We start from the raw sequence: 24,913 nt of genomic DNA on the forward strand, positions 1-24,913 counted from the left end.
GTCAGCTCCTGGGCATTCTGAGGATGCGCTCGGCGATGATGTTGCGCTGGATGAAGGTCGACCCACCGGCGATCGCGGTTCCTCGCGACTGGTAGGCCAGCCGCAGCCAGGACGCATCCACCACGCCCTCGTCCTCGATCGCGAACTGGCCGCCGAGTTCGTCGAGCGAGAGCCGGAAGTCGGCGAGATCCTCGACCAGAGGGCAGAAGTAGAGCTTGCCGATCGAGGTGACCGGACCCGGCGCACCACCATCGGCGGCCTGGGTCGCCACTCGCTGGCCGATCAGGTAGTGGGTCAGCGCACGTCCGTAGAGGTCGGCCACCTTCTGCCGGACCAGGGGATCCGCGCCGAGCGGGCGCCCGTCCTCGTCCGTCCGCTCGCGGATGTCCTCGATGATCGACTCGACGGCCCGCTTGGTGTTGACCCGCCCCGTCGCGATGGCCACCCGCTCGTAGCCCAGCGTCGCCATCGCCACGCGCCAACCATCATCCACCTCGCCCACGACCAGCTCGTCGGGAACGAAGACCTCGTCGAGGAAGACCTCGTTGAACTCGGCTTCGCCCAGCATGTGCGCCAGCGGCCGCACAGTCACCCCGGGACTGTCCATGGGCAGCAGGAAGTAGGTGATGCCCTTGTGCCGTTCCCCTCCCCCGGTCCTGGCGAGCAGGATCGCGTGGGCGGCGAGGTGTGCCCGGCTCGTCCAGATCTTCTGCCCGGAGATCCGCCAGCCGCCGTCGACCTTGGTCGCCTTGGTGCGCAACGAGGCCAGGTCGGAACCCGAGTCCGGTTCGGAGAACAGCTGGCACCAGATCTGCTCACCGGTGAGGATCGGCTTGAGGTAGCGCTTCTTCTGCTCTTCAGTCCCGAAGTCGATGATCGTGGGCCCGGCGAAGTCCTCACCGATGGTGTTCAACCGCTCCGGCGCACCAGCGCGGTCCAGCTCCTCGTTGAAGATCGCCCGGTACTGCGCGTCCGCCCCGACGCCGCCGTACTCCTTCGGCCACGACAGGCCGGCGTACCCGGCGTCGTAGAGCATGCGCTGCCACCGCTGCCAGAACGGTCGCTTCCCGACGAGGTCCGCGGGCTCAGGCCACGGCAGTCGCGGCAGAGCGCGGCCCAGCCACTCCCTCACCTCGGAGCGGAACCGCTGCTGCTCTGTCGAATCGGATAGCTCCATGGTCACACCCTCTGAGGCCGTTTGGAGTGATAATACTTTTGGTTAGACCAAAAGGCAAACGGTCAGCGCATCCGCCACACCGGCGAACGCTTCTCCTGGAACGCCCGCACGCCCTCGCGCAGGTCCTCAGTGGTGAAGGCCAGGGCCAGCTGCGCCTGGAGCACCTCCAGCGACTCCCCGAACGAGAGATCCCTGGTGACATCGACGGCGTTCTTGCCCAGCTTCATCAACAGCGGCGACTTGGCGGCGATCTTCCGAGCCCACTCGCCCACAGCAGCGTCGAAGTCCTCCGCCGGGACGACCGCGTTGACCACGCCGAGCTCACGGGCTTGCTCAGCCGAGATCAGGTCGCCGACCATCATCAGCTCGTTGGCCTTCATCCTCGGGAGGTTGCGGTAGATCAAGGCCGAGATCATGAACGGGAACGCGCCCACGTTGATCTCCGGGCACCCGAAGCGGACCGAGTCCTTGGCGATGACCAGATCGCAGGCCAGCGCCAGCCCGAAGGCACCCGCCAGCACATCGCCGTTGGCCGCGCAGATCACGGGCTTTCCCAGCTGCGCGAGCTTCTGGTAGATCCGCGGGAAGCGGTCCAGTCCCGCGTACTTCTCGATCGTCGGACGATCGTCGGCGAACGCCTTCAGGTTCCCGCCGGAGGAGAAGACCTTCTCGTGCGAGGACGTCAGCACGACCACCCGCACGTCGTCGTCGAGCGCCGCCTGATCGAGCAGGCCGAGCAGCTGGTCGAGAAGCTCGTCGCCGAGCGCGTTGCGCGTCGCGGGGTCGTCCAGGGTGATCACCGCGGCGTGATCGTCCACTTCGTACCGAACCAGATCGCCGGCCATCGGCCGCACTCCTTCCACTCGCGGGAATCTCACTCGTGGGTCAGGACGACCTTGCCGAAGCCGCCGCCCTTCTCCAGGTGCTCGTGGGCCTCAGCGGCCTGGTCGAGCGGGAACACCTCGTCGATCACCGGAGCGCGGACGTTGCCGCTCTCCACCATCGACATCAAACCGGCGAAATCTCGCGGACTTCCCATCGTGGTTCCGAGCAGGTCGTACTGCCCGAAGTAGAACTCGCGAACGTCGAGCATCGCGTCCGTACGAGCTGAAGCACCGAGCACCACGACACGTCCACCGGGGCGGAGGGCATGAATCGACTCGGGCCAGCTGCCCACCGGATCGAGCACTAGGTCGAAGCCGCGCCCTCCGGGCGACCGTCGTTTGGCTTCGAACCACCACTCGTCCTCGGTGTAGAGAACGCCGTCCCCAGCACCGAGTTCCCGTGATCGTGCGAGCTTCTCCTTCGAGGACGAGGTGACCACGACGGAGGCGCCGCAGGCGGCTGCCAGACTGACTGCGGTCGTGGCGACGCCGCCGCCCGCACCGAGCACGAGGACCGATTCGCCCTCGCGCAATCGTCCTCGAGTGAACAGCGCCCGGTAGGCGGTCAGCCCGACGAGCGGCAGAGCGGCTGCCTCCTGCCAGCCCAGCGCCTCGGGCTTCGGGTGAACGCAGTCGGCGGGAACGGTCACCAGCTCGGCGTAGGTACCCGACCGGTGATCACCGAGGATCTCCCAGTCCGGACCGGGTGCGCTGTCGTCATCGCCCCACCACAGGGACGGGATCACGAGAACGTCCTCACCGGTATCCGTTCGGGTCCCCGCGCCGTCGGCTCCGAGCACGTGCGGCAGCGGTGAACCGTACTTGCCCTTGCGGACCAGCACGTCGTGCCAGTTCAGCGCGCTGGCGCGCAGCGCCACCGTCACCCATCCCGGCCTCTGCTCGGGATCGGGAACCTCTTCGCAGAGCAGGTTCCGCGCAGCAGCGAATTCCCGCAGCACAACCGCTTTCACCGCACAGACCCTCTTCCTCGTGTCGACTGCTGCTGATGACGCCCACTCGCGACCAGGAGCCACCGCTCCGTGATCAGTGGTTCGTCATCGACGTTGAGGCTGCCCGGATCCAGCGCCGGCGACGGCCTCATGGGCCGGTTCCCCCTGCCCGTTCCTCGCGCTGCGCACCGCCGCGTCCATCACGCGCACCACCGCCTCGTAGCAGCTGCGGCACAGGAACCCCGGGGCGTAGAGCTGAATGGCCGGGTAGGCGAGGACGCACTTCGGATCCGCTGTCTCCTGGCAGATTCCGTGATGACCAGCCTTGTTGCACAAGCACGTGCACAACATGGACGTCTCACCTCCCCGTCAGCTCTTGCGCTTGCCGATCTCGTCGGCGAGCTGCGGTGCGACCTCGAAGAGGTCACCCACCACGCCGAAGTCGGCGATCTCGAAGATCGGCGCCTCGGCGTCCTTGTTCACCGCGACGATCGTCTTCGACGTCTGCATGCCCGCCCGGTGCTGGATCGCACCGGAAATGCCCAGGGCGATGTAGAGCTGCGGCGAGACCGTCTTGCCGGTTTGCCCCACCTGGAACTGATGCGGGTAGAAGCCCGAGTCGACAGCCGCGCGGGAAGCGCCCACCGCCGCTCCGAGCGAGTCGGCCAGTCTCTCGACCACCTCGAAGCTCTCCGCCGAACCGACGCCACGGCCACCGGAGACCACTGCGGACGCCTCGGTCAGCTCCGGCCGGTCCCCGCCTTCGACCGGCTCCCGCCCGGTGATCCGCGTCGACTTCGCCGCATCAGGAGCCGGAACGTCGAGCTGATGCTCAACCGCTTCCCCTACCGCTTCCTCGGCCTCGATCGCACCGGGCAGCACGGTGATCACCGACGTGCCCTTGACGACCTTCGCCTTGGCGCCGTACCCACCGCCGAACAGCGAGTGAGCGGCAACGCCCTGCTCGTCGAGGTCGACGACCTCCGAGAGCAGTCCGGAACCGGTGCGCACGGCGAGCCGGCCGGCGATCTCCTTGCCGTCGACCGATGCCGACATCAGCACCGCAGCAGGCGACACCGACGCCACCAGTTCGGACAGCACGTCCACCAACGGCGTCACCAAGTAGTGATCGGCATCGGCCGATTCGGCGGCGTACACCTTCGCCGCTCCGTAGGCGCGCAGCGCATCGGCGAGCTTGGCGGTCGCACCCGGCTCACCGACGACGACGGCTGCGGGCTCGCCCAACCGGCGCGCCGCGGTCAACAGCTCCAACGCGACCTTCTTGACCTCGCCGTCCACGTGGTCGACGAGAACCAGGACCTCGGACATCACGTACTCCCTCTCGAAAACCGTTGGTTCAGACGAGTTTCTGACCGGCGAGGTACTCGGCGACGGCACGACCGCCCTCGCCCTCGTCGGTCACGCGCTGCCCGGCCTGCTTGGGCGGCTTCGGCGCGGATTCGAGGACCTGCGAACCGGCGTTGGCCATTCCGAACTCCGCCGGGTCGATCCCGGCATCGGCAGCCGAGAGCACGGACACCGGCTTCTTCTTGGCCGCCATGATCCCCTTGAACGACGGGTACCTGGGTGCGTTGATCTTCTCCGTCACGGAGACGACCGCGGGCAGGCTCGCCTCCAGGTGAACGATCCCGGTGTCGGTCTCCCGCTCCGCGGTGACCACCGAGCCATCGGCGGAGAGCTTGCGGACGTAGGTCAGCTGCGGCAGCCCGAGCAGTTCCGCCAGCATCGCCGGCACGGCGCCGGTGCGCCCATCCGTCGCCTCGTTGCCCGCGATCACGAGGTCGACCGATTCCACGCTGCCGATCGCCGCGGCCAGGGCCCGCGCGGTCGCCGGCGCATCGGTTCCGGCGAGGGCGTCGTCCGACAGGTGCACGGCCTTGTGGGCGCCCATCGACAACGCCTTCCGGATCGCCTCGGTGGCCCGCTCCGGACCCATGCACACGACGGTGACCTCGCCACCCTGCGATTCGGTGATCAGCAGGGCCTCCTCCACCGCGCGCTCGTTGATCTCGTCGAGAACCGCATCAGCCGCGCCGCGGTCGAGCGTGTGATCGGCAGCGGAGAGCTTGCGCTCGGAGTACGTGTCAGGCACCTGCTTCACCAACACCACGACGTTCACTTGTCCACGCCCCAACTTCAGGTCTCGGCTCGCGAAGAACGCGGCTCAGGCTCGGAGGCCGGTCGACGATCTACGTCGACCAACGAGTAATTTTGGACTAATCTATTAAAGGACAGACCAAAGTGCAACACTGTCGGCTGACCCCGGCCCCGGAGGGAGGAGCCGAAGTGAGGACGAGCGAACCACCGAGCCGCAGGCGGCGTTGCGCCCCCGGGCCGTTGGACGACGTGACCTCCGAGGCCGCCGGGCGAGCCCCGGACCAGGCCATGTGAACGATCGGCTGGGGAAGCCACCACCTGCCACCCCACCTCATGAAAGGTGCCAATCGATGGTGTCGTTCGAGTTCAGCGACGAACAGAGCGAGTTCCAGAGAACGCTCGCGGAGTTCACCCGCAAGCGGCTGCTTCCGGACTACCGCGATCGCGCCGCATCCACCACGTTCCCGTTCGACATCTTGCGTCAGCTCGGCGAACTCGGCGTCCTCGGCATCGGACTCCCGGAGGAGTACGGCGGAACCGGCGCCGAGGACCCGATCATGCTGGGCTTGGCAACCGAAACGCTGGCCTACGGCGACGTCAACCTGGCGTCCGCGCCGATCCAGATCGGCCTGATCGGGTCCCAGCTGGTGCACGCCACCGAGGAAGTCCGGCAGCACTACCTGCCCGCGATGATCGAAGGCCGCGAAACGGTCGCGATCGCCCTCACCGAGCCCGGATCCGGTTCGGACGCGGCCGCGATGACCACGGCGGCCCGCCCGGTCGACGGAGGATGGCGGCTCACCGGCGAGAAGACCGCCATCTCCTGGGCCTGCAACGCCTCCGCCGCGCTGATCTACGCCCGCGACCCGGGAAGCACCCGCGCGGCCGGCGTGAGCTGCTACCTGGTTCCCCTCGACGCCGAAGGCGTGAGCGTGCACCACATGCCCGGCATGGGCTGCCTCCCGCTCGGCTGGGGCTCGATCCACCTCGACGACGTGTTCGTGCCCGAGTCGCACCTGATCGGTGAGTCGGGAAAGGGATTCCAGGCGGTCATGAGCCATTTCGACTTCAGCCGGGCCGCGATCGGCCTGATGTGCCTGGGCGCGGCGCAGGTCAGCCTGGACGAGGCCACCGCGTACGCCACCGACCGGCACGCCTTCGGCAAGCCGATCGCCGACTACCAGGGCGTGTCGTTCCAGATCGCCGAGCACACCACGTACCTGGAGGCGGCCCGGTGGATGTGCTACCACGCGCTCTGGTCGCGGGAGGAGGACAAGCCGCACACCTCGCTCGCGTCGATGAGCAAGTGGTGGCCGCCGGTCGTCGCCAAGAACGCCATCGAGGCGGCGATGAAGATCCACGGCAACCTCGGGTACTCCACCGAGTTCCCGCTGCAACAACGGCATCGGGACGTCATGGCCTACCTCGTCGCCGACGGCACGGCGGAGATCCAGAAGCGGATCATCGCCAAGGACGTCTTCGACCGAGGTAGCGTCGTGTACTAGCGAGAAGAACGCCCTTCGGGACTCCCGCGAATCCCGAAGGGCGTTCTCAGCGGCTGTTTCAGATCCCGCAGCTCGCGGCGGAGCCGGCCACCGGCGTCGGGGTTCCCGGATCGCGGCGCACTCGCCGGCACGCGGTTCACCACAGCCATCAACGGTGGGCTTCTAGCTCCCACCTGCCTTCTCCGCAGCCGACTTGATCGCCTTGCGGATGCGGAAGTAGGTGCCGCACCGACAGACGTTCTCGATCTCGTCGATCTCGGCGTCAGTCGGTTCGCCGGTCTTCTTCAGCAGATCCACCGCCTTCATGATCTGCCCCGGTTGGCAGAACCCGCACTGCGGCACGTCCATCTCGAGCCATGCCTGCTGAACGGGATGCAGCTGGTCACCGTCGGCCAGGCCCTCGATCGTGGTGACCTCGCGGCCCTCGACGTCCGACATGGCGGTGACGCAGGTCGTGAAGGCCTCCCCGTCGATCAGGCAGGTGCAGGCCTTGCACACGTCGAGGTTGCAGCCCATCTTCGGCCCTGTCACGCCGAGCTGATCTCTCAGCGTCCAGAGCAGCGGGTGGTCGGCCGGCGCTTCGACGCTGACCTCGTTGCCGTTGAGCGTGAAGGTGTAATGCGGCACGAGAAATCCTCCGTGGACGATTCTGGTTCGGAATGGCCGCGGTCAGTTCCGGGCCGGAAGAGGACGCATCGGCGGGCCGGGGACGGGGCCGGGCGGGTACGGCTCGTAGTCGAGCTCGTTGTCGATCGGGAACCTGGTAGGCATGATTCCGGTGGCCGTGCGATAGGCGTTGACCACAGCCGCGAAGGCCACCGGAACCGCGAACTCGCCCATGCCACCCGGATCCCCCTCCCCGGGCTGCACGAAGATGCGCACATCCGTCGGGGTGTTCTTCTGCCGCGCGTAGTGGAAGTTGTGGTAGCTGCCTTCCAAGAAGTAGCCGTCACGGAGGTGCAGCCCACCGCGCAACGCCACCGAAATCCCGTCGGTGAGCCCGCCGAGCGCCTGGGCCTCGATACCGCTGACGTTGATCGGGCGGCCGACGTCGACGGCCATCACCGCCTTGACCACCCTCGGGTGCTCCGGGTCCCGCGCGTCGATCTCGACGAGGACGGCCATGACGCCCTTCATCTCGTCGTGGAAGGCGATTCCCTGGGCGAATCCCTCCGGCATCTTCTTGCCCCATTCGCCCTCCTCCACGACCTTGTCGAGGATCGCCCGCTGGCGATCGTCCTTGAGGAAGTCGCGGCGGACCTGGACGGAGTCCTTGCCCAGCCGTCGGGCGAGCTCGTCGACTGCGACCTCCTCGACACCGCGGACGTTAAGTGAGAAGACCGAGCGCCAGCTGCCGGTGTTGAACGGCATCGAGACCTCGTGCAGGTGGGTTGCGACCGCACCGAAGTCGTACGGGCAGTGCACCATCGCGCGGAACATCAGCTGGGCGACGCTCTCGTTGCCGACAGCCGGGACCTTGCTTGCCGCAGTGGTCAGCGCTTCGCCGAACCCGTGCTCGAGCGAGGTGTCGACGGCAGCGTTCCAGTGCTCGTAGGACAGCACCTGGTCGCCTGCGTGGTGCATGCGCACCTTGTGGTGCTTCGCGGGATGCACGCGCCCGTGGCGGATGTCGTCGGTGCGGTGCCAGATCAGCTTCACCGGCCTGCGCATCGCCTGCGAGATGAGCGCGGCTTCGACGGCGGCGTCGTTGAACAGACGCCGCCCGAACGATCCGCCGCTCGGCATGACGTGGACGGTGACCGAGGTCTGCGGAAGACCCAGTTCCCGAGCCACGTGCTCCTGCGTGCTCGTCGGGATCTGCACCGCCGTCCACACTTCAGCGCGACCGTCGCGCACGTCTGCGACCGCGGCGTTGGTCTCCAGCGGGGCGTGGCTCAGAAACGCGAAGTCGAACTCCATCTCGAGCGTTTCCACGCCGACGGCCGGAAGCGTCACCGGCGGGTCGCCGAGTGGCCCGACCGCAGCACGCAGCTTGCGCCGCACGGTGTCGTCGCTCTCGTCGTCCACAGTGCCAGGACCCCACGCCACATCGAGGGCGTTCACACCGTCCACTGCGAAGGCGAACGTCTCGGCCAGCACCGCAACTCCCGTGGGAATCGTGGCCACGTCGATGATGCCGGGCATCTGCTTTACGGACTCGGCGTTGTGCACCGCCTTGACCGTGCCGTTGATCGTGGGTGGTCGACGGACCACGCAGGGCTTCGCGCCGGCCACGTTGAGATCCTGGGTGTAGGTGTTGGAGCCGGTGACGATCCGGCGAGCGTCGAGGCGGCCCACCCGGCTTCCCACCAGGTTGAAATCGGACTCCGGCTTGAGCCGCACGGAGAGGTCGGGCAGCTTCGCCTCGGCCGCGGCGACCGCCAGCGAGCCGAAGGTTACGCTCCGGCCGTCCGGGGCGTGGATGGTGCCATCGGACACCGTGAGCTGATCGTCCGACAGTCCCCAGCTTTTCGCAGCGGTCGCCACGAGTCGGGCGCGTGCCGCCGCAGCGGCGAAGCGGGCGGGCTTGTAGAGCGACGTGATACTCGAGGACCCGCCGGTGAGCTGCCCGAACAGCAACTCCGGTCGCGCGTCGGCGAGGGGCATCTTGATGTTGGCCAGCGGCACGTCCATCTCTTCCGCGATCAGCATCGGCACCGACGTGGTCAACCCCTGCCCCACCTCTGCCCGTGGCAGCGGGACCGTCACCGTGCCGTCTTCGTTCACGGTGATCTGGAAGATCAGAGCAGACGTTGGTGCGCCGATCACGCTGAGGAGGTCCTGAAGATCAACCGTCTCCCCGATCAGTTGCGGAGGAGATGGCACGGCCTCGGCCGTACCCGCGAAGCCGTCCAAGAGAACCTCGGTCGCCACGGTCAACGTGGGCGCGGCCAACAAGTAGCTCAGGAACCTCCGGCGGCCGATGGACGGTGCACTCGAGGACTCCTTCATGGGATCGAAGACCACCGCTACCTCACAATTTTTCGGTTGCACGCGATGCCGCACCGTTCAGGGGGGCGTTCCACCTGCGGTAGCCGCAGAGCTGCACTGATGATGTCGCGACCGGACGCCGCACGTTGAAAGACAGCGCGAAATGCCGACCCCCTGCGCTACCCGGTGCGAAGCGGCTGCTCTCTGGACCGCCCCGGCTGGACTTGGTCACGAAACATGAAGATAGAGCGCAATCCATGACAAATCAAGGAACCAAGTCAGCTTTTGTGTGTAACTTTTCAGGTGAGGCTTCCGCCCCTCCGACGCGGTTGGCGGTCCCCATTGGCCCTCCCTCATCAACAACAGGGAAAATAGGGACGTGACTGGGAGCGATACAGGGATCGGATCACCACTGCCCACGGCGAGCGCTCGCTCGTTGTTGCTCACGGTGATGGGAGAGTTCGCCTACCCTCGTGATGAAGCGATCTGGACCACCGCCTTGGTACGGGTCCTCAACGGACTCGGCGTCGAGGGGCACGCTGCTCGTCAAGCGATCTCGCGGTCCGCGGACGCCGGTTGGATCGAACGGGAGCGCATCGGGCGGACCGCACGTTGGCGACTGACCCGGTCCGGCAAGAACATCATCGAAGACGGCCTGCACCGGGCAACGGCCTTCCTCGACCGGTCCGAGCCCTGGGACGGGCGCTGGCTGGTATTGCTGGTGTCGGTGCCGCAGGGCGAACGCACCACTCGCAAGCGCCTCTACGGCGGCCTGGCGTGGCTGCGCATGGGGAATCCGACTCCCGGTGTCTGGCTCACCCCGCATGTCGACACGGCAGGCGATCTCCGCGACCTGATTGCGGAATTCAACCTCGCTGACACCGCCATCAGCTTCGTCGGGCACACCGAGCAAGTCGGCCTCAGCGATGAACAGATCGTCCAGCGAGCCTGGAACCTGGCCGAACTGGCCGACACCTACCAGACTCTGCTGACCCGTTTCGCCGATCACCGCCCGGCCGACGGCGACGAATTCCTGCTGAACTACCTCGAACTGCGCAACTACCTCCAGCAGTTCATGCGCCTGGACCCCCAGCTCCCGGAGGAGCTGCTGCCGAAATGGGTAGGGCACGAGGCCTCGGAGCTGTTCCGCGACCGGCGCGAACGATGGCTAGCGGGTGCTTGGGAGCGCTGGGAGGAGATCCTCGACGAAGCGCGACCCAACGGTGCTGACTAACAGTCAGCACCGTTAAGCCGCCTCAGCTCATCGGGCGTAGGGCATGAATTCCGGGCCGAAGAGCTCCCTCGCGATAATGATCTTCTGGATCTGCGCGGTCCCATCGGCGATCTCCAGCGCCATCACGTCCCGCAACCGCTGCTCGAACGGAAGTTCCGCGGAGTATCCGTAGTTTCCGTGCAACAGCAGGCAGTCCTTGATCGCAGATCCAGCCATCTTCGGGCCATACCACTTGGTCATCGCTGCGTCAGCCGTGTGCCGGACACCGACGCCCCGTTTCCACAGCGTGGAGTAGCAGAGCAGTCGGGCGGCTTCCAGAGTGGTGCTGTGCTCGGCGAGCGGGAACGAGACCCCTTCGAACCGGGAAAGCGGCGATCCGAAGGCTTTTCGCTCGCGCACGTAGGCCGCTGTCTCCTCCAGACATGCCCTGGCACAACCGATCCCGGTCAACGCGAGCAGGGGCCTGGTGAAGTCGAAACCGTTGAGCACGGTTCGGAAGGCTGCTCCTTCCGCCCCGATGAGGGCGTCCTCCGGCACCCACACCTCGTCGAGGTACACCAAACCGCGCCCCATGGGGTTCCAGCCGGTGTCCGCGATGCCGGAGGTCGTCAGGCCGGCTCTGCTGAGCTCAACGAAGAACGCGGAGACTCCTGCGCGAACCCCGTCACGGTAGGTTTGCGCGGTCACGATCAGTGCGCTGGCGTGGGCGAGCATCGTGACCGAAGCCTTCTGCCCACTGATCACATAACCACCGTCCACGGCTTTCGCAGTGGTTCTCAGCGCAGCAGCATCAGAACCCGAGTCTGGCTCGGTCAAGCAGAAGGACACGTATTCCTTGCCCATGACCAGCGGATCCAACCGATCATCACGCACACGTGGAGAACCGAACGTACTGATCAGACTGGAGACCAACATCACCGGAATGACAGCGTTGGCGACGTTGACGTCGGCGTGCGCCAACTCCTCCACCACCAGCCCGGCTGCCACGAAGTCCTCGGTGTCCAGCGGATTGTGATCTGCACCAGCGAGCAGGCCCAGGACACCTAGGTCTGCGACGCGTCGGTGGATCTCCCAGGGGAATTCGCTTCGAGAAGCGCGGTCCAGGTACCCCGGCGCGAGCTCGGCGTTCGCGAACTCCCGAGCGCCGTCTCGCACCGAGGCCTGGTCATCGGTGAGACCGAAATCCACGCAGCGCCTCACTTGCCCTGTTCGCCGTTGGCCGGCTGGTGCGTGTCAGCGTCGAGTTCACCGCTGGAAAGCTTCTCGCGCAAGACGAACTTCTTGACCTTACCGGTCGGCGTCATCGGGAGCTCCCCTACGAAACTCCAGTAAGCCGGCGTCTTGTGGGCGGACATCTCCGCACGGCAGAAGGACCGCATCTCCTCCACCGTTGGCTTGTCAGCACCGGGGTTGAGCCTCACCACGGCGGCCAGCTGCTCGCCCCACTTCTCATCGGGGATCCCGACTACCGCCACTTCGGCAACAGCGGGGTGGCTGATCAAGAACTCCTCGATCTCCCGCGGGTAGATATTGACGCCACCCCGGATGATCATGTCCTTGAGTCGACCGGTGATCTTGATGAAGCCGCGTTCGTCCATGCAACCCCAGTCACCCATGTGCAGCCAGCCATCCGAGTCGATGGTCGAATCGGTCTCCTCCGGCATCTCGTGGTACTCGATCATGTTCTGGTAGCCACGACAGCAGATCTCCCCCGCCTCGCCGACTGGCTTGACCTCGCCGGTCCCCTCGTCAGCGATCTTGACCTCCAGGTGCGGCAGCGGCTGCCCAACCGTCTCCGACTGATCTTCCGGCGAGTCGGTCACCCGAGTCTGCGCGATCACCCCGTGCATCTCGGTCTGGCCGAACAGGATGGTCGTCCGGCATCCCAGGGTCTCCGCCGCGCGCCGGACGAGAGCAGCCGGAACAGTGGCCGCACCGCTCATGATGGTTTGCAGGCTCGACAGATCGCGCTTCTCGCGGTCGGGGTGATCGAGCATCGCGATCAACATCGTGGGAACGAGGAGCGAATGAGTTCCCCGGTAGGTCTCGAGGGTCTCCAGCATCAGCGCAGGGTCGAACTGCGGAACGATGACGAAGGTGCCTCGCTTCGCCAGCGTCCCCAGCGACGTCACGGCACCGCCGCCGATGTGGTACATCGGCATGGAGTTGACGTTCACGCCACCGTCACCCATGCCGGCGCGCTCCGACACGAACCGAGCCGCGTTGGCGAGCCCCTTGTGGTGAAGCCTCGCCCCTTTGGGGAACCCAGTGGTCCCGGACGTGTACTGCACCTGAATCGGGTCCGTCGGAGCGACGGGCGGTAGCTCAACGTCGGTACCGGCGTCCAGGAAGGCCTCCCACCCGGAGAACGGGATCGCCTCCCGGAGGTCAGGCAGGCGGGGACGAATCTCCTCGACGATCGGCGTCAGCTCGACGTCCCGGTAGGAATCAGCGTAGAAGAGGCCGACGGCTCCCGAGTGCCGCAGCACGTACTCGAGCTCGCGTGCCCGGTAGGCGGGGTTGCTCGCCACCATGATCATCCCGGCGAGGCTGATCCCCTGCTGAAGGATGATCCAGTCCGCGCTGTTGGGTGCCCAAATGGCCACCCGATCCCCTGGCGTGAAACGCTTCAGGAGTGCCTGCGCGGCTCGCGTCGCGTCGGCGAGGAACTCCGCATAGGTCCAGCTCCTGCGGGAAGCATGATCCGCGACCGCGTCCACTAGGGCCGTCCGATCAGGCACTGTTGCGGCGGCCTCCCGGAGGAGGTCCCCAATGGTGACATCGTGGACGGTCTCGCCCTCGTCCGCCGGCCAATACGACTCGGCAAGAACTCTGTCTACTGTGGTCATGTCCTGACTCCTGGCGAAGTTCTCATGGCTGACTCCTTCTCTTGGGGGCAGGACCGCACCAGCACGCGCTCCTGGTCGGCGAGTCGCACGCACACGGCAGGTACCACGTCAGGTGCCGCACCAACCGGCATGCGGCAACCAATGACGCGGCAGCCCGAATCGCGATGCCTTCACTCCGCCCTGACGAGGATCGGAACCGGGCCTTGATCGCAGCTGGGCGGCATGTCGACTACAGGGCACTCCGGGCCGCTACGACGGAGCACCGAGCCGCGCACGTGAACGCACCTCCCTCGCAGAATCCCTCACGATACGTGACCGCCATCACATCGTTTGGTATTATGTACCAAAGGTAGGACCGAAATGACAGAAGAGCAAGGCCGGGCGCCCACGAGATTCGACAGGCACCACACAGCCTCGAGTTCCAGCACGGGGCCGACGGCCTGTCACGCACGCGCCCATCCGAGGGGCGACCGCAAGGCGGTCGCAACGGGAACCGCGAAGCGCCGGAAAGCCCGGACACCTGGACATCCGCCGCTTGGCGCACCACTGGCACGCTGTACGCAGCCGGCCGAGCACACTCCCCACAAGGGTTGACTTTCTACATGGCATTAGACACAGTTCCACAGTCAGTAGCCTGTTCTAGGTGGGGAGAGCCCTTGCTGCTAAACGTGCAAGACCGTGGCTGCGACGGCATGCCAGGAAGGAGCCTCACCGATGCTTGCCTTCCGGCGACTTCTGCTGGCTGCGATCTCACTGACCGCTTTCGCCGGGGCGAGCGCCACTTCCCTCGCAGCAGACGAACAGCTGAAGAATTTCCCACCCGGTCTCGAGCTGCCAAACCAGCTCAGAAGCTCCCCCAGTGATCACGACTACGAAACGCCTACGGGAGCACCTGGCCAAACCTGCCCGTTGACCCACAAATACGGCGCTGCCATCAACTCGATAATTTCAGCGGGATCATGGCTGCTCGCCCCGCTACCCGGGCAGTGATCAAAAGTTTGCCAACACAGCCACTCAACTGTGAAGACCTTCTTGCCGGTTGAGGCTGTCGTGCAGTTTAGGTCGTCCGAACGGGATGTCGGCAGGACTGCACTGCTGTTCGTAGCACCTGGGTCCTGACCAATTGCCGATTTCGTCGTCAAATGCCGTGGGCAGAAACCGTCGCGAACATGCACGGCTTCCCGTCTGGGAGACTGAACACGATGTGGACCAGTCCCAGGGTCCGGCCTAGGTGGGATACGGTGGCAATCATCTGAAGGCTTGCTCCGGCCGGCGTCGGACGGACATAGGCGACGTGCGCCGACGTCGTCGCAAAGGCCGCACCGTTCCTCTGCAGCGCGGCGGCCGCAGCTGCGTCGGACCACCCCATCGCGACACCTCCGTGCAAGTGGCCGTTCGGGTTGGCGACCCCGGACTCGACATCCAGGGTCGCCACGAGTCCGCGGTCGGTGTCCGTCAACTCCCGCTCGAGCAACACCGGTGGGCGGTGCCTTGGATGAGGACCGAATCCAGAACCGCCAGGGGTGCACGGGCCCACTTGCGGGAGTCCGGGGATGAAGTGTCCCCACTGCCGTGCCCGGGCGACGACCTGGCCGGCGGAGTCGATGACGAGCGCCTCGGCATAGCCGTCGGTCGCGTTTCGACCGATCAGTTCCGCCTCACCGTGTAGCACGCAGCCGTCCTTGGGTAACGACCCCGTGACGTCTACCGACATCTCAGTAGTGACCGCCCAATGACCTTGCGGCGCACCGGCGATGATGGAGTAACCGAGGACGTTGTCCACGAGTACGCCGAGGTTGCCCGGCCGCAGCTTCCCCCGGCTATCGCACATCCAGCTCCGGATAACCATTTTGGCGCGCGCAGTGGTCCCGCGCCGGTCGACGGTGACGTCCCTAACCTCGAACGCGGCCTCCGGTGGCCCCATGATGACGGGGAATTTCACGCTGGCGTACCTCCTTGCCGAACCTGCTCCCGGAGCCTGTTCTTCATGATTTTGCCGGTGGCGGTCATCGGGAGGGCGTTTGCGAACCTGACCTCCTTCGGTAGCTTGTAACCGGCGATGAATTCGCGGCAGCGCGCGATGATGTCTTCCTCTGTTAAAGCTGCAGAGGGAGCGAGCACCACGACGGCGACGACTCGCTCGCCCCACCTTTCGTCAGGAACGCCGATCGCTGCACACTGCTGCACCCCGTCGATTCGAGCCAGGGCATTTTCGACCTCCGTCGAATACACATTCTCACCGCCGGTGATGATCATGTCCTTCACCCTGTCAACCAGGTACAAGAAACCGTCAGCGTCGCGGTAACCCGCGTCGCCCGACCGGTACCAGCCATCCGGGAAGGCAGCCGCAGTGAGCTCCGGCTGGTTGAAGTAGCCGGTGGTCAGTGAGGGAGACCGGATGAGGAACTCACCTACTTCGCCGTCAGCCAGCTCCTTACCGTCCGGGTCCGCCACCTTGATTTGGATCAGGGGAAGCGGGCTCCCGCAAGATTCGAGTTTGACGCCTTGGCGGTGCTGCTCCGGTCGGAGGAAGGTAACACCCGCGCAAGTCTCGGTGCCGCCGTAGAACTGGATGAAGTCACAGTCCATTGCGGTGAGGGCGCGCTGGAGCAGCGGAAACGGCATCGCGGCGCCCGCGTAGACCACGACCCGTACGCAGGAGAGGTCGACGGTGGCGGCTCCGGGCTGATTCAGCATCATCTGGATGACCGTGGGCACCAGCGGCAGGATCGTGGGCCGGTCGTGGGCGATCAGCTCGAGCAGTTCGCCAGGGGTGGGCATGGGGTACACGGCGACGGCGGCGCCGTTGTAGAGCGCCTGCAACGAGAGGCCGACGCCCATGGCGTGGAACAACGGCATGACGGTGATCATCACGTCGTCGGAGGTGTAGCTGAACGAGGGCTCGAGGTGCTCGCAGAGCCGGAGGTAGAGGTAGTTCTGGTGCGACAGCTGCACCCCCTTCGGCTTGCCGGTGGTGCCGGAGGTGTACATCAGCACTGCCGTATGCCACGGGTTGACTTCGGTAGCGGGGTCCACCGCGGGGGCCGCTGCGAGGAGTTCGTCCAATTCGCTGACGCCTGGCCGCGTGGAGTCGTAACCGATCACGCGGCATGGCACGCCGCTGGCCTCGATCACTCTTGCTGCTGTCTCGGCATACTCCGCGTCCGCGACCAGCACAGCGGGGCGCGCGTCTGCGATGATGTCCACCAGTTCCGGAGGCGCGAGCCGCCAGTTCAAGGGGACCAGCGCCGCCGAAATCTTGTTCACTCCGAAGAGCAGTTCGAAGTTCTGACGGCCGTTCTTGCCCAGGAGGGCCACCCGATCTCCGCGTGCGACGCCGAGCTTCACCATGAGCTGCGCGACCTGGTTGGACCGTCGGTCCAGATCCGACCAGGATACCGGTCCGCGGCCGTCGATCAGCGCCGGACGGTCCGGGGTGGTCCTCGCGTAGTGACGTGGAATGTCATCGAGTGTGCGGATTTCTGAGTAAAGCCACATGTTGGCTCCTTTCGTGGGATAGCGACTGCATGTAGCCGTCAAAATCCCGAGAAACGTGGTTGTCGCCGTGCGGCGAACGCCGAAATGCCTTCACGCGCGTCAGCGGTGGCCGCAGCACGGGCGAGGGACTGCGCCTCGTCCTCAAGTTGGGTCTCGAGCGGTGTCGCGAGCGACCGAGCTACGAGCCGGCGGACCTCACCGAAGGCACGCGTCGGTCCGGCCGCGAGTGCCACGGCCGCTGCGCGCGCCTGCTCCGCCACGACGTCGTCGGCCACGACGTGGTCGACCAGACCGGCACCCAGTGCCTCGTCCGCGTCGAGGGATTCGCTCAGGAGTAGGAAGCGGCGGGCGCGGGCGATCCCCATGCGGGAAGCGAGGCCGGCGGTCGCTCCCAGGTCGCAGGTGAACCCGAGTTGCGCGTACGCCGCGGTGAAACGTGCCGAGCGCGCGGCATAGACAACGTCGCAGTGGGAGAGCAAGGAGACCGCACCGCCCGCGGCGGAAGCGTGTGCGCACGCCACGATGGGTGCGTCCATGCGGAGTAGCCGGGTCAGCCCCATGTGCAGCCCGAACGTCCCGTCGCGCACCGCTGCCGGCGCGGCATCGAGGTCGCGCGAGAACAGGTTGACGTCTCCGCCTACGCTGAAGAAGCGACCTTCGGCCCGCAGAAGGACGGCGCGGACGTCCCCGCGCTTTGCGAGCTCGTTCGCTACCTGTCCAAACTCTCGGCAGAAGACCGCACCCATCGGGTTGCCAGGCTCGGCGTCGTTGAGCACCAGCTCAGCGAGACCGTCGTCGACCAGCAGGTCGATGGTCTGATAGTTCATGATTTCTCTCCTGTGGTGGGAGATCGTCACCGTGAATCGCGGGGGCGTCAGGCCACCGAGATGCCTCCGTTGATGCTGATCGCCTGCCCTGTCACGCGCCGAGCGGCGGGACTGGCCAGAAAGACCGCCATAGCCGCGAGGTCTGCTGGCTCGGCGACCCCGAGATGCGCCAGCGACGCGGCTTTCTCGAACATCCGTGCACTGAACGGCTCCCCCGCGATCAAAGCCGCGCCGGGCGTGCCCGCGATAAGGGAGGGCGTAAGCATGTTGATGCGCACGCCCTCACGCTTGACCTCGAGTGCGGCCGCCTTGGAGTACATGACGATCGCCGCCATCGCGGCACCGATGGCGGTCTCCCCGGGTGTCGCGAGCTTCGCGGCGTCGGAAGCGACGTTGATGATGGTTCCGCTGCGCTGTGCCCGCATCGAGGGCAGCAGTGCGTGCATCATGTGCAGCGGTGGCAGCATGACCTCGTCGATGCGGTCGCGGATGTTCTGAATCGGGATGGTGTGCAGCAGCCGAGGGGGTTCACTCGGGCCGGTCGCGCTGACGAGCACGTCCACCGCTCCGAGAAGGGCGAGGCTGGCCTCGCCGGCACGAACCGCGTCGTCCGGGTCGGTCGCGTCGGCCCGGACGAAGTGCGGCTTGTTGCCGCTGCGTCGCTGTACCTCGTCGCAAGCCATCGCGCCACGCTCATCGTTGCGGCCGAGGATGACCACGCGCGCCCCGATCTCCGCGAACTGCGAAGCCGTCTCGAGCCCGACACCACCGGTGCCCCCGAGGACAACGACGCCGGGTCCGGCGGTAGGCGTGCTCATCGGTTCGCGAGGATGGTCGGAAAGGCCGCACGATGGAACCCGTTGAAGGGCTCGTTGTTGCGCGCGGGCTGCAACTCCCACCACCCGCGACGGGCGTTGGGGGCCCCGCCGTCGATGCGGATGCACGAGCCGGTGATGAAGCTCGCGGCCGGCGACAGCAGGAAGACGATCGCGGCTGAGACCTCGGACTCGGTGCCGAACCGCTGGAGTGGGATGTGCGGTGAGACGCCATCCTGGATGAACGCCGTGTCCTTCGCGTCGTAGGTGTCCAGGCCACTGGACGCGATGGAGCCGGGCGCGACCGTGTTGACCCGAACGCCGGACTCGGCCCACTCGGTCGCGGCCGACTCGCTCAGGGTGAGCATGCCCCCACGCGATGCCGCGGAGTGCGAGAAGTGGGGCCATCCGTGCCAGATATCGGCGATCATGCTGACGATCGAGCCGCCGTTGTCGGCCATCCACCGGTTGTAGACCTCGCGCATGACGATGAAACCACCGGTGAGGTTGGTTCTCACAACGGCATCGAAACCCTTGGTCGTGATGGTCTTCAGCGGAGCGCGGTACTGACCGCCGGCGTTGTTGACCAGACCGTCGATCCGACCGTGGTCTCGGAGGACCGTGTCGACGGTCTCGATGACGGTGTCCTCATCGCGGATGTCGGCCACGTGGGTAGAGACCGATCCGCCATCGGTGGAGATCTCGTCCCGGACGTGCTCCAGCTTCTCCGGATTGCGCCCGAGGATGGCTACGTGGGCGCCGAGGGAGGCGAGTTCGTGCGCCGTGCAGCGGCCGATTCCGCTGCCGCCCCCGGTGACGACGATGACCTGGTCCTTGAAAAGTCCGGGCGCGTAAACGCTGCGGTACGTCACGATGTTGGTCCTCTGCTCGTGGGTGGTCGATTCGGTCACTCGGACGGGGTATGTGTGCTCACCCGGTCGGGATCACGACGCTCGACGAAGTCCTGCTTGCGCTCGACGATCTCGGGATTGCCCATGGTCGAGTAGCCGTAGAGGGCCTCGAGGCGCAGCTGGTCATCCAACGGCCGTCCCACCACCTCCAGGATGGTGTCCTTGGCCGACTCCACGGCCGCCTGGGGATTGCGCAGGATCTTCGAGGCGATGTGTTCGGCGGTGCTCATCAGCTGGGCCTGGGGCACCACCCGGTTGACGAGGTGGACCTCCTTGGCTCGCTGCGCGTCGATCGGCTCGCCCATCAGTTCCAGCTCCATCGCGACACCCACCCCGCAGGTGTTGACCAGCCGGACGATGCCGCCGTCGGCGAAGTGCATCCCCCGCCGGATGTGGAAAAACCCGAAGTTCGCGTTCTCCGAGGCAATCCGGATGTCGCAGGCCAGTGCCAGCTCGATGCCTCCGCCGATAACCCAGCCGTTGAGGGCCGCGATGATCGGCTTGGAAGTGTGGTGCAGCCCGCGTGTGATACGGCCTGCGAAGCCCTTGTTCAGCAGGCTTCGACCCAGCTCGGGTCCCGCGTTGAGCCACGGGTCGACGTGTGACTTGAGGTCCGCACCGGCGCAGAAGGTCTTCTCTCCGGCTCCGGTCAGGATGGCCACCCGTACATCAGGGTCGTTGCGGAACTCCGACCACGCCTCGAAGAGGAGCTCGTCGGTCTCCGTGTCGATGGCGTTGTGCACGTCGGGACGATTGAGGGTGATGTACGCGATCGCGTCGCGCTTTTCGTAGATGACCTTGCTCATCCGGTTCTCCAGTCCTAGTGGCCCGGGATCTTGGCCTGGCCGACCTTGTGGCGTGCGATGACGAGCTTCATGATCTGCGCGCTCCCGTCCCCGAGCTGCAGGCCGAGGACGTCGCGGAGCCGCTGCTCATAAGGCAGCTCCTCGGTGTACGCAGAGTGGCCGTTGATAAGAAGACAGGTCTGGACCGTCTCGAAGGCAAGCTTCGGCCCCCACCACTTGCACATGGCGGCTTCCTCGGTGTGGGGGATCCCCTGATCCTTCAGCCACAGGGTCTTCAGACACAGCAGTCGGCTGGCCTCAACGTGCGTCTCGGCCTCCGCAAGTGGGAACGACACGCCCTGGTGATCGGTGAGCGGCTTGCCCATGCTGGTGCGCTCCGCCGCCGACCGCCAAGTCTCGTCCAGTGACTGCCGAGCCACCGCGAGGACCTGAAGGCCGATCAGGGCCCGGCTGTAGTCGAAACCCTGCATGACCTGGATGAACCCCTGGTTCTCCTCGCCGAGCAGGTGCGATGCGGGCACGGCCACCCGGTCGAAGTGCACCGATCCGCGGCCCGCGCTGCGCCCGCCCAGGTCGGCGAATTCGCTGGTGGTGATGCCGGGGAGGTCGAGCGGTACCAGGAAGGCGCTGATGCCGCGGGCACCCGGCCTCCCGGTCCTGGCCCATACCACGGCGAAGTCGGCCTGGGTCGCGAAACTCGTCGAAGTCTTCTCCCCGTCGAGGATGTAGGTGTCGCCGTCGCGATCAGCTCGCAGCGTGAGGTTCGCGGCGTCCGACCCGCCCGCCGGCTCCGTCAACGCGATCGCTGGGATGATCCGACCGGCGGTCATGCCCGAGAGCCACGGCTTCACGACCTCCGGGTTCCCGTGACGCGCCAGCAAGGCGGAACTCAAGGACATCGACACCATCAGCTGCCCGACGTTGTAGTCGGAACGGCAGATCGCTTCCAGAACCAGCCCCGCCGTCACACAGTCCAGTCCCAGCCCGCCGTACTCCTCGGGGAGTTCGACCGCGAACAGGCCGAGCCTGCCCATCTCGAGCAACGTGTCACGGTCGAAGGCACCCTCGATCTCCCGCTGCTTGTAGAACGGCGCCAGACGTTGCTCACCGAAACGGCTGGCAACACTCACCAAATCCTGCTGTTCAGCGGTGATCGAGAAGTTCAACGGTGCGGACATCGGTCTCCTTCATCGGTGACGGCGGTCATAGTGTGCTTCTTTGTGGCCGTTCTCCTCCCCATGCCAACAGGGGGTTTCCACCCCCCAACAGTGGTAGTGTTTGCGCATGTCCTCAGCCACCGAGGCCCATTCGGATTTGGAGCGGCTGCGGTCACACCGGCGTCACGCGCGCCGCGAGCGCGCTTTCATCGCTCGGTTCGTCTGGGCCGTTTTCGACGAGCTGGAGCAACGGAACCGGGAGACCGCGGCGGAGCCGGGCTGGTCTCGCAAGGACCTCGAGCACTGGGCTGAGATCGCTGAGGAGCGGCGCGCGGCCAGAGCACACGACCTCGAGCTGCGTCGGACGACCGACGCCACGCTGGCCGCCGCGCTGGACCGCCTGGCCTCCGCGCCCTCCAGCGGGGAGATGTCGCGACGCGCCCCCGCCGAGCTCCGCGAGGCGTGCGGTTTCACCCGGGTGATGATCTCCTCGGCGCGGGGCTCACGGTGGCTGCCAGACACTATTCGGCCCGAGGACTACGCCGACCCGGACGCCGACGAGTTCGACCGGTTCGCACGGGAGGGCAACGAGATCCCGCTGGCGCGCTCAATGCTGGAGACGGAGATGGTCCGGCATCGGAAAGCGGTGATCGTCGAACACGCGGAGACCGACCCCAGGACCTACAAGCCGCTGGTCCGGGTCACCCAGAGCAGGTCCTACGTCGCGGCCCCGATCACCACGAACCGACGGGTGATCGGCTTCCTCCATGCCGACCGTCTCCGCCAGGACAGCCAGATCACCGTTGGTGACCTGCACAGCATCGACCTGTTCGCAGCGGAGTTCAGCGTCCTGTTCGAGTCCGCCGTGCTGCGCGAGCGCATCGACGGCCAGCGAGCACGGGTGGGTGAACTGCTGAGCGAAGTTACGGCGGGCCTAGCCGCCCTCGCGGAGGAGCCGCTAGCCCTACCGGCGACCGCGCAAGAGCGCGCCCGCGGCGAGGAACCGGGCCCGAGCGCTGCACAGCGCACCGCAGACCTGCTGAGTCGACGGGAACAGGAGGTGCTCACCCTGCTCGCGGCAGGCGCCACCAACCGAGCCATCGCCCAGGAACTGGTGTTGTCAAGCGAGACGGTGAAGAGCCACGTCTCCAAGATTCTCCGCAAACTGCGTGTCGCCACCCGCTCAGAAGCGGTCGCGAAGTATCTGCAGCTGCGCGAGCTGGAGACCCGCGAGGCAGTCTCGTGACGGCCGCTCAGCAGGCGCGAACTCGTTCCACTCGTGACCTTCGGGCGAGCACCCTTCGCCTTGCCGCGCGTCTCGACGGACTCGAGTTGCTCGACCCCGCCGTGCCGGCGTCGGTCCGCGAGCACGTCACGCAGCCAACCGGTGCGCTGCACGACGCCGCTCGCGCGATTGCGTCGTATCCGGTAGACCACGATCGACGGTTGCTGGAGCTGGCCGCCGAGGCGTTGGCGCTGGGCGAGGAGTGGGACCGCCACTTCCACCAAGCCCGCCTGGACGCACGCGAGCAGGTGGCAGAGTGCCTCGCGCAGTTGCGCTCATTGAGAGATGAGTCCGAGTTAAGCGACCAGATCTGTCCAGCCATCGCTCGGGCCTTCGGCGTCCAGTGGGCGCTCATCGCCCGCATACATAAGGACACCTGGTCGCAGTGGAGGCTGTACGACGTCTCCGGGCAGTTCCGCGGTCGGGAGGAGCCGGACGGATTCGGCACTGTACCTCTGGCGGAACTGCCGGCAGAGGCAGAGGCCGTCCGCACCGGACGCGCCTTGTCCTCGACCTCGAGGAGCCTGTGGGCGGAGACGGGGCGTGTCCGCGCGGCACCTATCCCGGTGGCAGGCCGGGTGACGGCCCTGGTGCACGTGCCGGAGCCAGCAAGATCGCACGAGGATGACGATCTCAACGAGCGACTGGAGACCTGCGCCATCGGGCTTGGTCGCATACTCGAGCGTGAGCTGCTCTACGGACGCTTCCGGTCACAACGGTCCCGCGTGCGGACTTCCCTGGCTGCCATAGAAAGCACCATGACCTCACTCGATACCGGGGTCGACCTCGTACGGCTCGTCGGGCGGGAACACGCGGACACGGTGTCGGAAGTCGGATTGCCGCTCGTCGGCCCATCACCTGCCTTTGACAATGTCCTGACCTCGCGGGAACGCGACGTGATGACACTTGTTGTCCTCGGGCATGACAACACCGCGATCGCCCATCAGCTCGCCATCACCACGAACACCGTCAAATCCCACATCCGAAACATCATGCGCAAGTTCGGCGCCGTCAACCGGACCGAACTCATCTCGCTCCACCAGTCAGCCACGCATCTGGAGCCGTCGGCCGCGCGATGTTGACTCCCGAACCGAGCAAACTGGAGCGGAGGTTGATTCGCCGCCGCAGTTGATTTGAGGCAGGTATGTGGTGCGTTTCGTAGGGTTGCCGAGGTCGCCGGGGTACCGCCGTGGGTGAAGTTCCAGCCCTCCGGGCCGTTTTGTGGGCGGCCCAAATGTCGAGGACGGACGTGATCGCTTCGACCGCCGACGCGTCCGACCTAGGGGCTGTTTAGGAACGTCCGGCCCGGTGGTTGGACGTAGTGAGGTCTCCGGTAGATGGATCAACGACCAAGAAGATCGACATCTATCCGGAGACCTCGGTGGGAAGCGTAGCGGTTGGCTCGCGTAAGGATCTGACGGACCGCCAGTGGGTGGCGTTGCAGCGTGTGTTGCCGCCTCGGCCGGTGGTGGGACGTCGTCCGGAGTGGACACGGCGGCAGTTGCTCAATCGCGTCCGGTGGCGGGTGCGGGTCGGTGCGCCGTGGCGGGACGTGCCGGAACGCTATGGGCATTGGCAGTCGATCTACCAGTTATTTCGCCGCTGGCAGCGTGCGGGCGTGTGGCCCTTTATTCTCTCGGCGCTGCGGGCGTGGGCGGAACAGGCGGGCCTGATCGACTGGCAGGTGTCGGTGGATTCCACGATCAACCGGGCCCACCAGCACGCCGCCGGTGCTCGCCGCCGACCCGATGAGCAGGTCGAACCACCCGGCGACGAACCGACCGATCACGCACTGGGACGCTCCCGTGGTGGGCTCACCACGAAGATCCACCTGGCCTGCGAACAAGGCCGTAAGCCACTATCGCTGGTGATCACCGCCGGTCAACGCGCCGACAGCCCGCACATGACCGCCGTACTGGAAGCGATCCGGGTGGCACGCGCCGGACGCGGACGCCCACGCACCCGC

Annotated in this window: 21 protein-coding genes; 5 read left to right on the forward strand and 16 right to left on the reverse strand. The window is 66.3% G+C overall.

Annotation, left to right across the window (positions count from 1 at the left end; genetic code table 11):
- Position 1: 1 nt before the first annotated feature.
- From ACYVF3_RS21325 to ACYVF3_RS21345, 5 genes are all read right to left on the reverse strand, one after another.
- Positions 2–1,177, reverse strand: a complete 1,176-nt coding sequence (locus ACYVF3_RS21325) for an acyl-CoA dehydrogenase family protein (RefSeq protein ID WP_461155988.1) — start codon at positions 1,175–1,177, stop codon at positions 2–4.
- A gap of 62 nt (positions 1,178–1,239) precedes the next feature.
- A complete protein-coding gene (locus tag ACYVF3_RS21330; RefSeq protein WP_461155989.1) occupies positions 1,240–2,022 on the reverse strand; it encodes an enoyl-CoA hydratase/isomerase family protein in 783 nt (260 codons plus the stop codon).
- 29 nt (positions 2,023–2,051) lie between these two features.
- Complete coding sequence (locus ACYVF3_RS21335; protein ID WP_461155990.1) at positions 2,052–3,032, reverse strand: quinone oxidoreductase family protein; 981 nt, start codon at positions 3,030–3,032, stop codon at positions 2,052–2,054.
- A 348-nt stretch (positions 3,033–3,380) separates the two neighbouring features.
- The gene (locus tag ACYVF3_RS21340; RefSeq protein ID WP_461155991.1) at positions 3,381–4,340 is read right to left on the reverse strand and encodes an electron transfer flavoprotein subunit alpha/FixB family protein; all 960 of its coding nucleotides are present in this window, start codon (positions 4,338–4,340) and stop codon (positions 3,381–3,383) included.
- 28 nt (positions 4,341–4,368) lie between these two features.
- Positions 4,369–5,151, reverse strand: a complete 783-nt coding sequence (locus ACYVF3_RS21345; RefSeq protein ID WP_461155992.1) for an electron transfer flavoprotein subunit beta/FixA family protein — start codon at positions 5,149–5,151, stop codon at positions 4,369–4,371.
- Positions 5,152–5,479: 328 nt separating this feature from the next.
- Here ACYVF3_RS21345 and ACYVF3_RS21350 point away from each other — a divergent pair, with 328 nt between their 5' ends.
- Entirely contained in the window at positions 5,480–6,634 is a 1,155-nt protein-coding gene (locus ACYVF3_RS21350; protein WP_461155993.1) for an acyl-CoA dehydrogenase family protein, read from the forward strand.
- Positions 6,635–6,796: 162 nt separating this feature from the next.
- Here ACYVF3_RS21350 and ACYVF3_RS21355 read toward each other — a convergent pair whose 3' ends face one another.
- Positions 6,797–7,261 (reverse strand): (2Fe-2S)-binding protein, encoded by a 465-nt coding sequence (locus tag ACYVF3_RS21355; protein ID WP_461155994.1) that lies wholly within the window; start codon positions 7,259–7,261, stop codon positions 6,797–6,799.
- A gap of 42 nt (positions 7,262–7,303) precedes the next feature.
- Positions 7,304–9,403 carry a xanthine dehydrogenase family protein molybdopterin-binding subunit gene (locus ACYVF3_RS21360; protein WP_461155995.1) on the reverse strand — a complete coding sequence of 700 codons (2,100 nt, stop codon included), beginning with the start codon at positions 9,401–9,403 and terminating at the stop codon, positions 7,304–7,306.
- 541 nt (positions 9,404–9,944) lie between these two features.
- Between ACYVF3_RS21360 and ACYVF3_RS21365 the strand changes: the two genes are divergently transcribed.
- Entirely contained in the window at positions 9,945–10,799 is an 855-nt protein-coding gene (locus ACYVF3_RS21365) for a PaaX family transcriptional regulator (RefSeq protein ID WP_461155996.1), read from the forward strand.
- Positions 10,800–10,826: 27 nt separating this feature from the next.
- Here ACYVF3_RS21365 and ACYVF3_RS21370 read toward each other — a convergent pair whose 3' ends face one another.
- The 9 genes from ACYVF3_RS21370 to ACYVF3_RS21410 all read right to left on the reverse strand — a co-directional run bounded on the left by ACYVF3_RS21370 (position 10,827) and on the right by ACYVF3_RS21410 (position 21,683).
- A complete protein-coding gene (locus ACYVF3_RS21370) occupies positions 10,827–11,987 on the reverse strand; it encodes an acyl-CoA dehydrogenase family protein (RefSeq protein WP_461155997.1) in 1,161 nt (386 codons plus the stop codon).
- Positions 11,988–11,995: 8 nt separating this feature from the next.
- A complete protein-coding gene (locus tag ACYVF3_RS21375) occupies positions 11,996–13,741 on the reverse strand; it encodes an AMP-binding protein (RefSeq protein ID WP_461155998.1) in 1,746 nt (581 codons plus the stop codon).
- Positions 13,742–14,786: 1,045 nt separating this feature from the next.
- Positions 14,787–15,590 carry a PaaI family thioesterase gene (locus ACYVF3_RS21380; protein ID WP_461155999.1) on the reverse strand — a complete coding sequence of 268 codons (804 nt, stop codon included), beginning with the start codon at positions 15,588–15,590 and terminating at the stop codon, positions 14,787–14,789.
- The gene (locus ACYVF3_RS21385; RefSeq protein ID WP_461156000.1) at positions 15,587–17,146 is read right to left on the reverse strand and encodes a long-chain-fatty-acid--CoA ligase; all 1,560 of its coding nucleotides are present in this window, start codon (positions 17,144–17,146) and stop codon (positions 15,587–15,589) included. Before ACYVF3_RS21385 ends, ACYVF3_RS21380 begins: the two co-directional genes overlap by 4 nt.
- Positions 17,147–17,184: 38 nt before the next feature.
- Entirely contained in the window at positions 17,185–17,973 is a 789-nt protein-coding gene (locus ACYVF3_RS21390) for an enoyl-CoA hydratase/isomerase family protein (protein ID WP_461156001.1), read from the reverse strand.
- Positions 17,974–18,020: 47 nt separating this feature from the next.
- Positions 18,021–18,791 (reverse strand): SDR family NAD(P)-dependent oxidoreductase, encoded by a 771-nt coding sequence (locus ACYVF3_RS21395; protein ID WP_461156002.1) that lies wholly within the window; start codon positions 18,789–18,791, stop codon positions 18,021–18,023.
- Positions 18,788–19,699, reverse strand: a complete 912-nt coding sequence (locus ACYVF3_RS21400; protein ID WP_461156003.1) for an SDR family oxidoreductase — start codon at positions 19,697–19,699, stop codon at positions 18,788–18,790. Before ACYVF3_RS21400 ends, ACYVF3_RS21395 begins: the two co-directional genes overlap by 4 nt.
- On the reverse strand, positions 19,696–20,505 hold the full coding sequence (locus tag ACYVF3_RS21405) for an enoyl-CoA hydratase/isomerase family protein (protein ID WP_461156004.1): 810 nt from the start codon (positions 20,503–20,505) through the stop codon (positions 19,696–19,698). Before ACYVF3_RS21405 ends, ACYVF3_RS21400 begins: the two co-directional genes overlap by 4 nt.
- Positions 20,506–20,519: 14 nt before the next feature.
- Positions 20,520–21,683, reverse strand: coding sequence for an acyl-CoA dehydrogenase family protein (locus ACYVF3_RS21410; RefSeq protein WP_461156005.1), 1,164 nt, complete (start codon positions 21,681–21,683; stop codon positions 20,520–20,522).
- A 106-nt stretch (positions 21,684–21,789) separates the two neighbouring features.
- Here ACYVF3_RS21410 and ACYVF3_RS21415 point away from each other — a divergent pair, with 106 nt between their 5' ends.
- The 3 genes from ACYVF3_RS21415 to ACYVF3_RS21425 form a co-directional block, all read left to right on the forward strand.
- Positions 21,790–22,908, forward strand: coding sequence for a LuxR C-terminal-related transcriptional regulator (locus ACYVF3_RS21415; protein ID WP_461156006.1), 1,119 nt, complete (start codon positions 21,790–21,792; stop codon positions 22,906–22,908).
- Between the two features lie 86 nt (positions 22,909–22,994).
- Positions 22,995–24,029, forward strand: coding sequence for a response regulator transcription factor (locus ACYVF3_RS21420; RefSeq protein ID WP_461156007.1), 1,035 nt, complete (start codon positions 22,995–22,997; stop codon positions 24,027–24,029).
- A gap of 239 nt (positions 24,030–24,268) precedes the next feature.
- Positions 24,269–24,913: IS5 family transposase (locus ACYVF3_RS21425; RefSeq protein ID WP_461156008.1), on the forward strand; the 645-nt coding region annotated here is incomplete at its 3' end.

Source organism: Saccharopolyspora tripterygii (assembly GCF_054778355.1).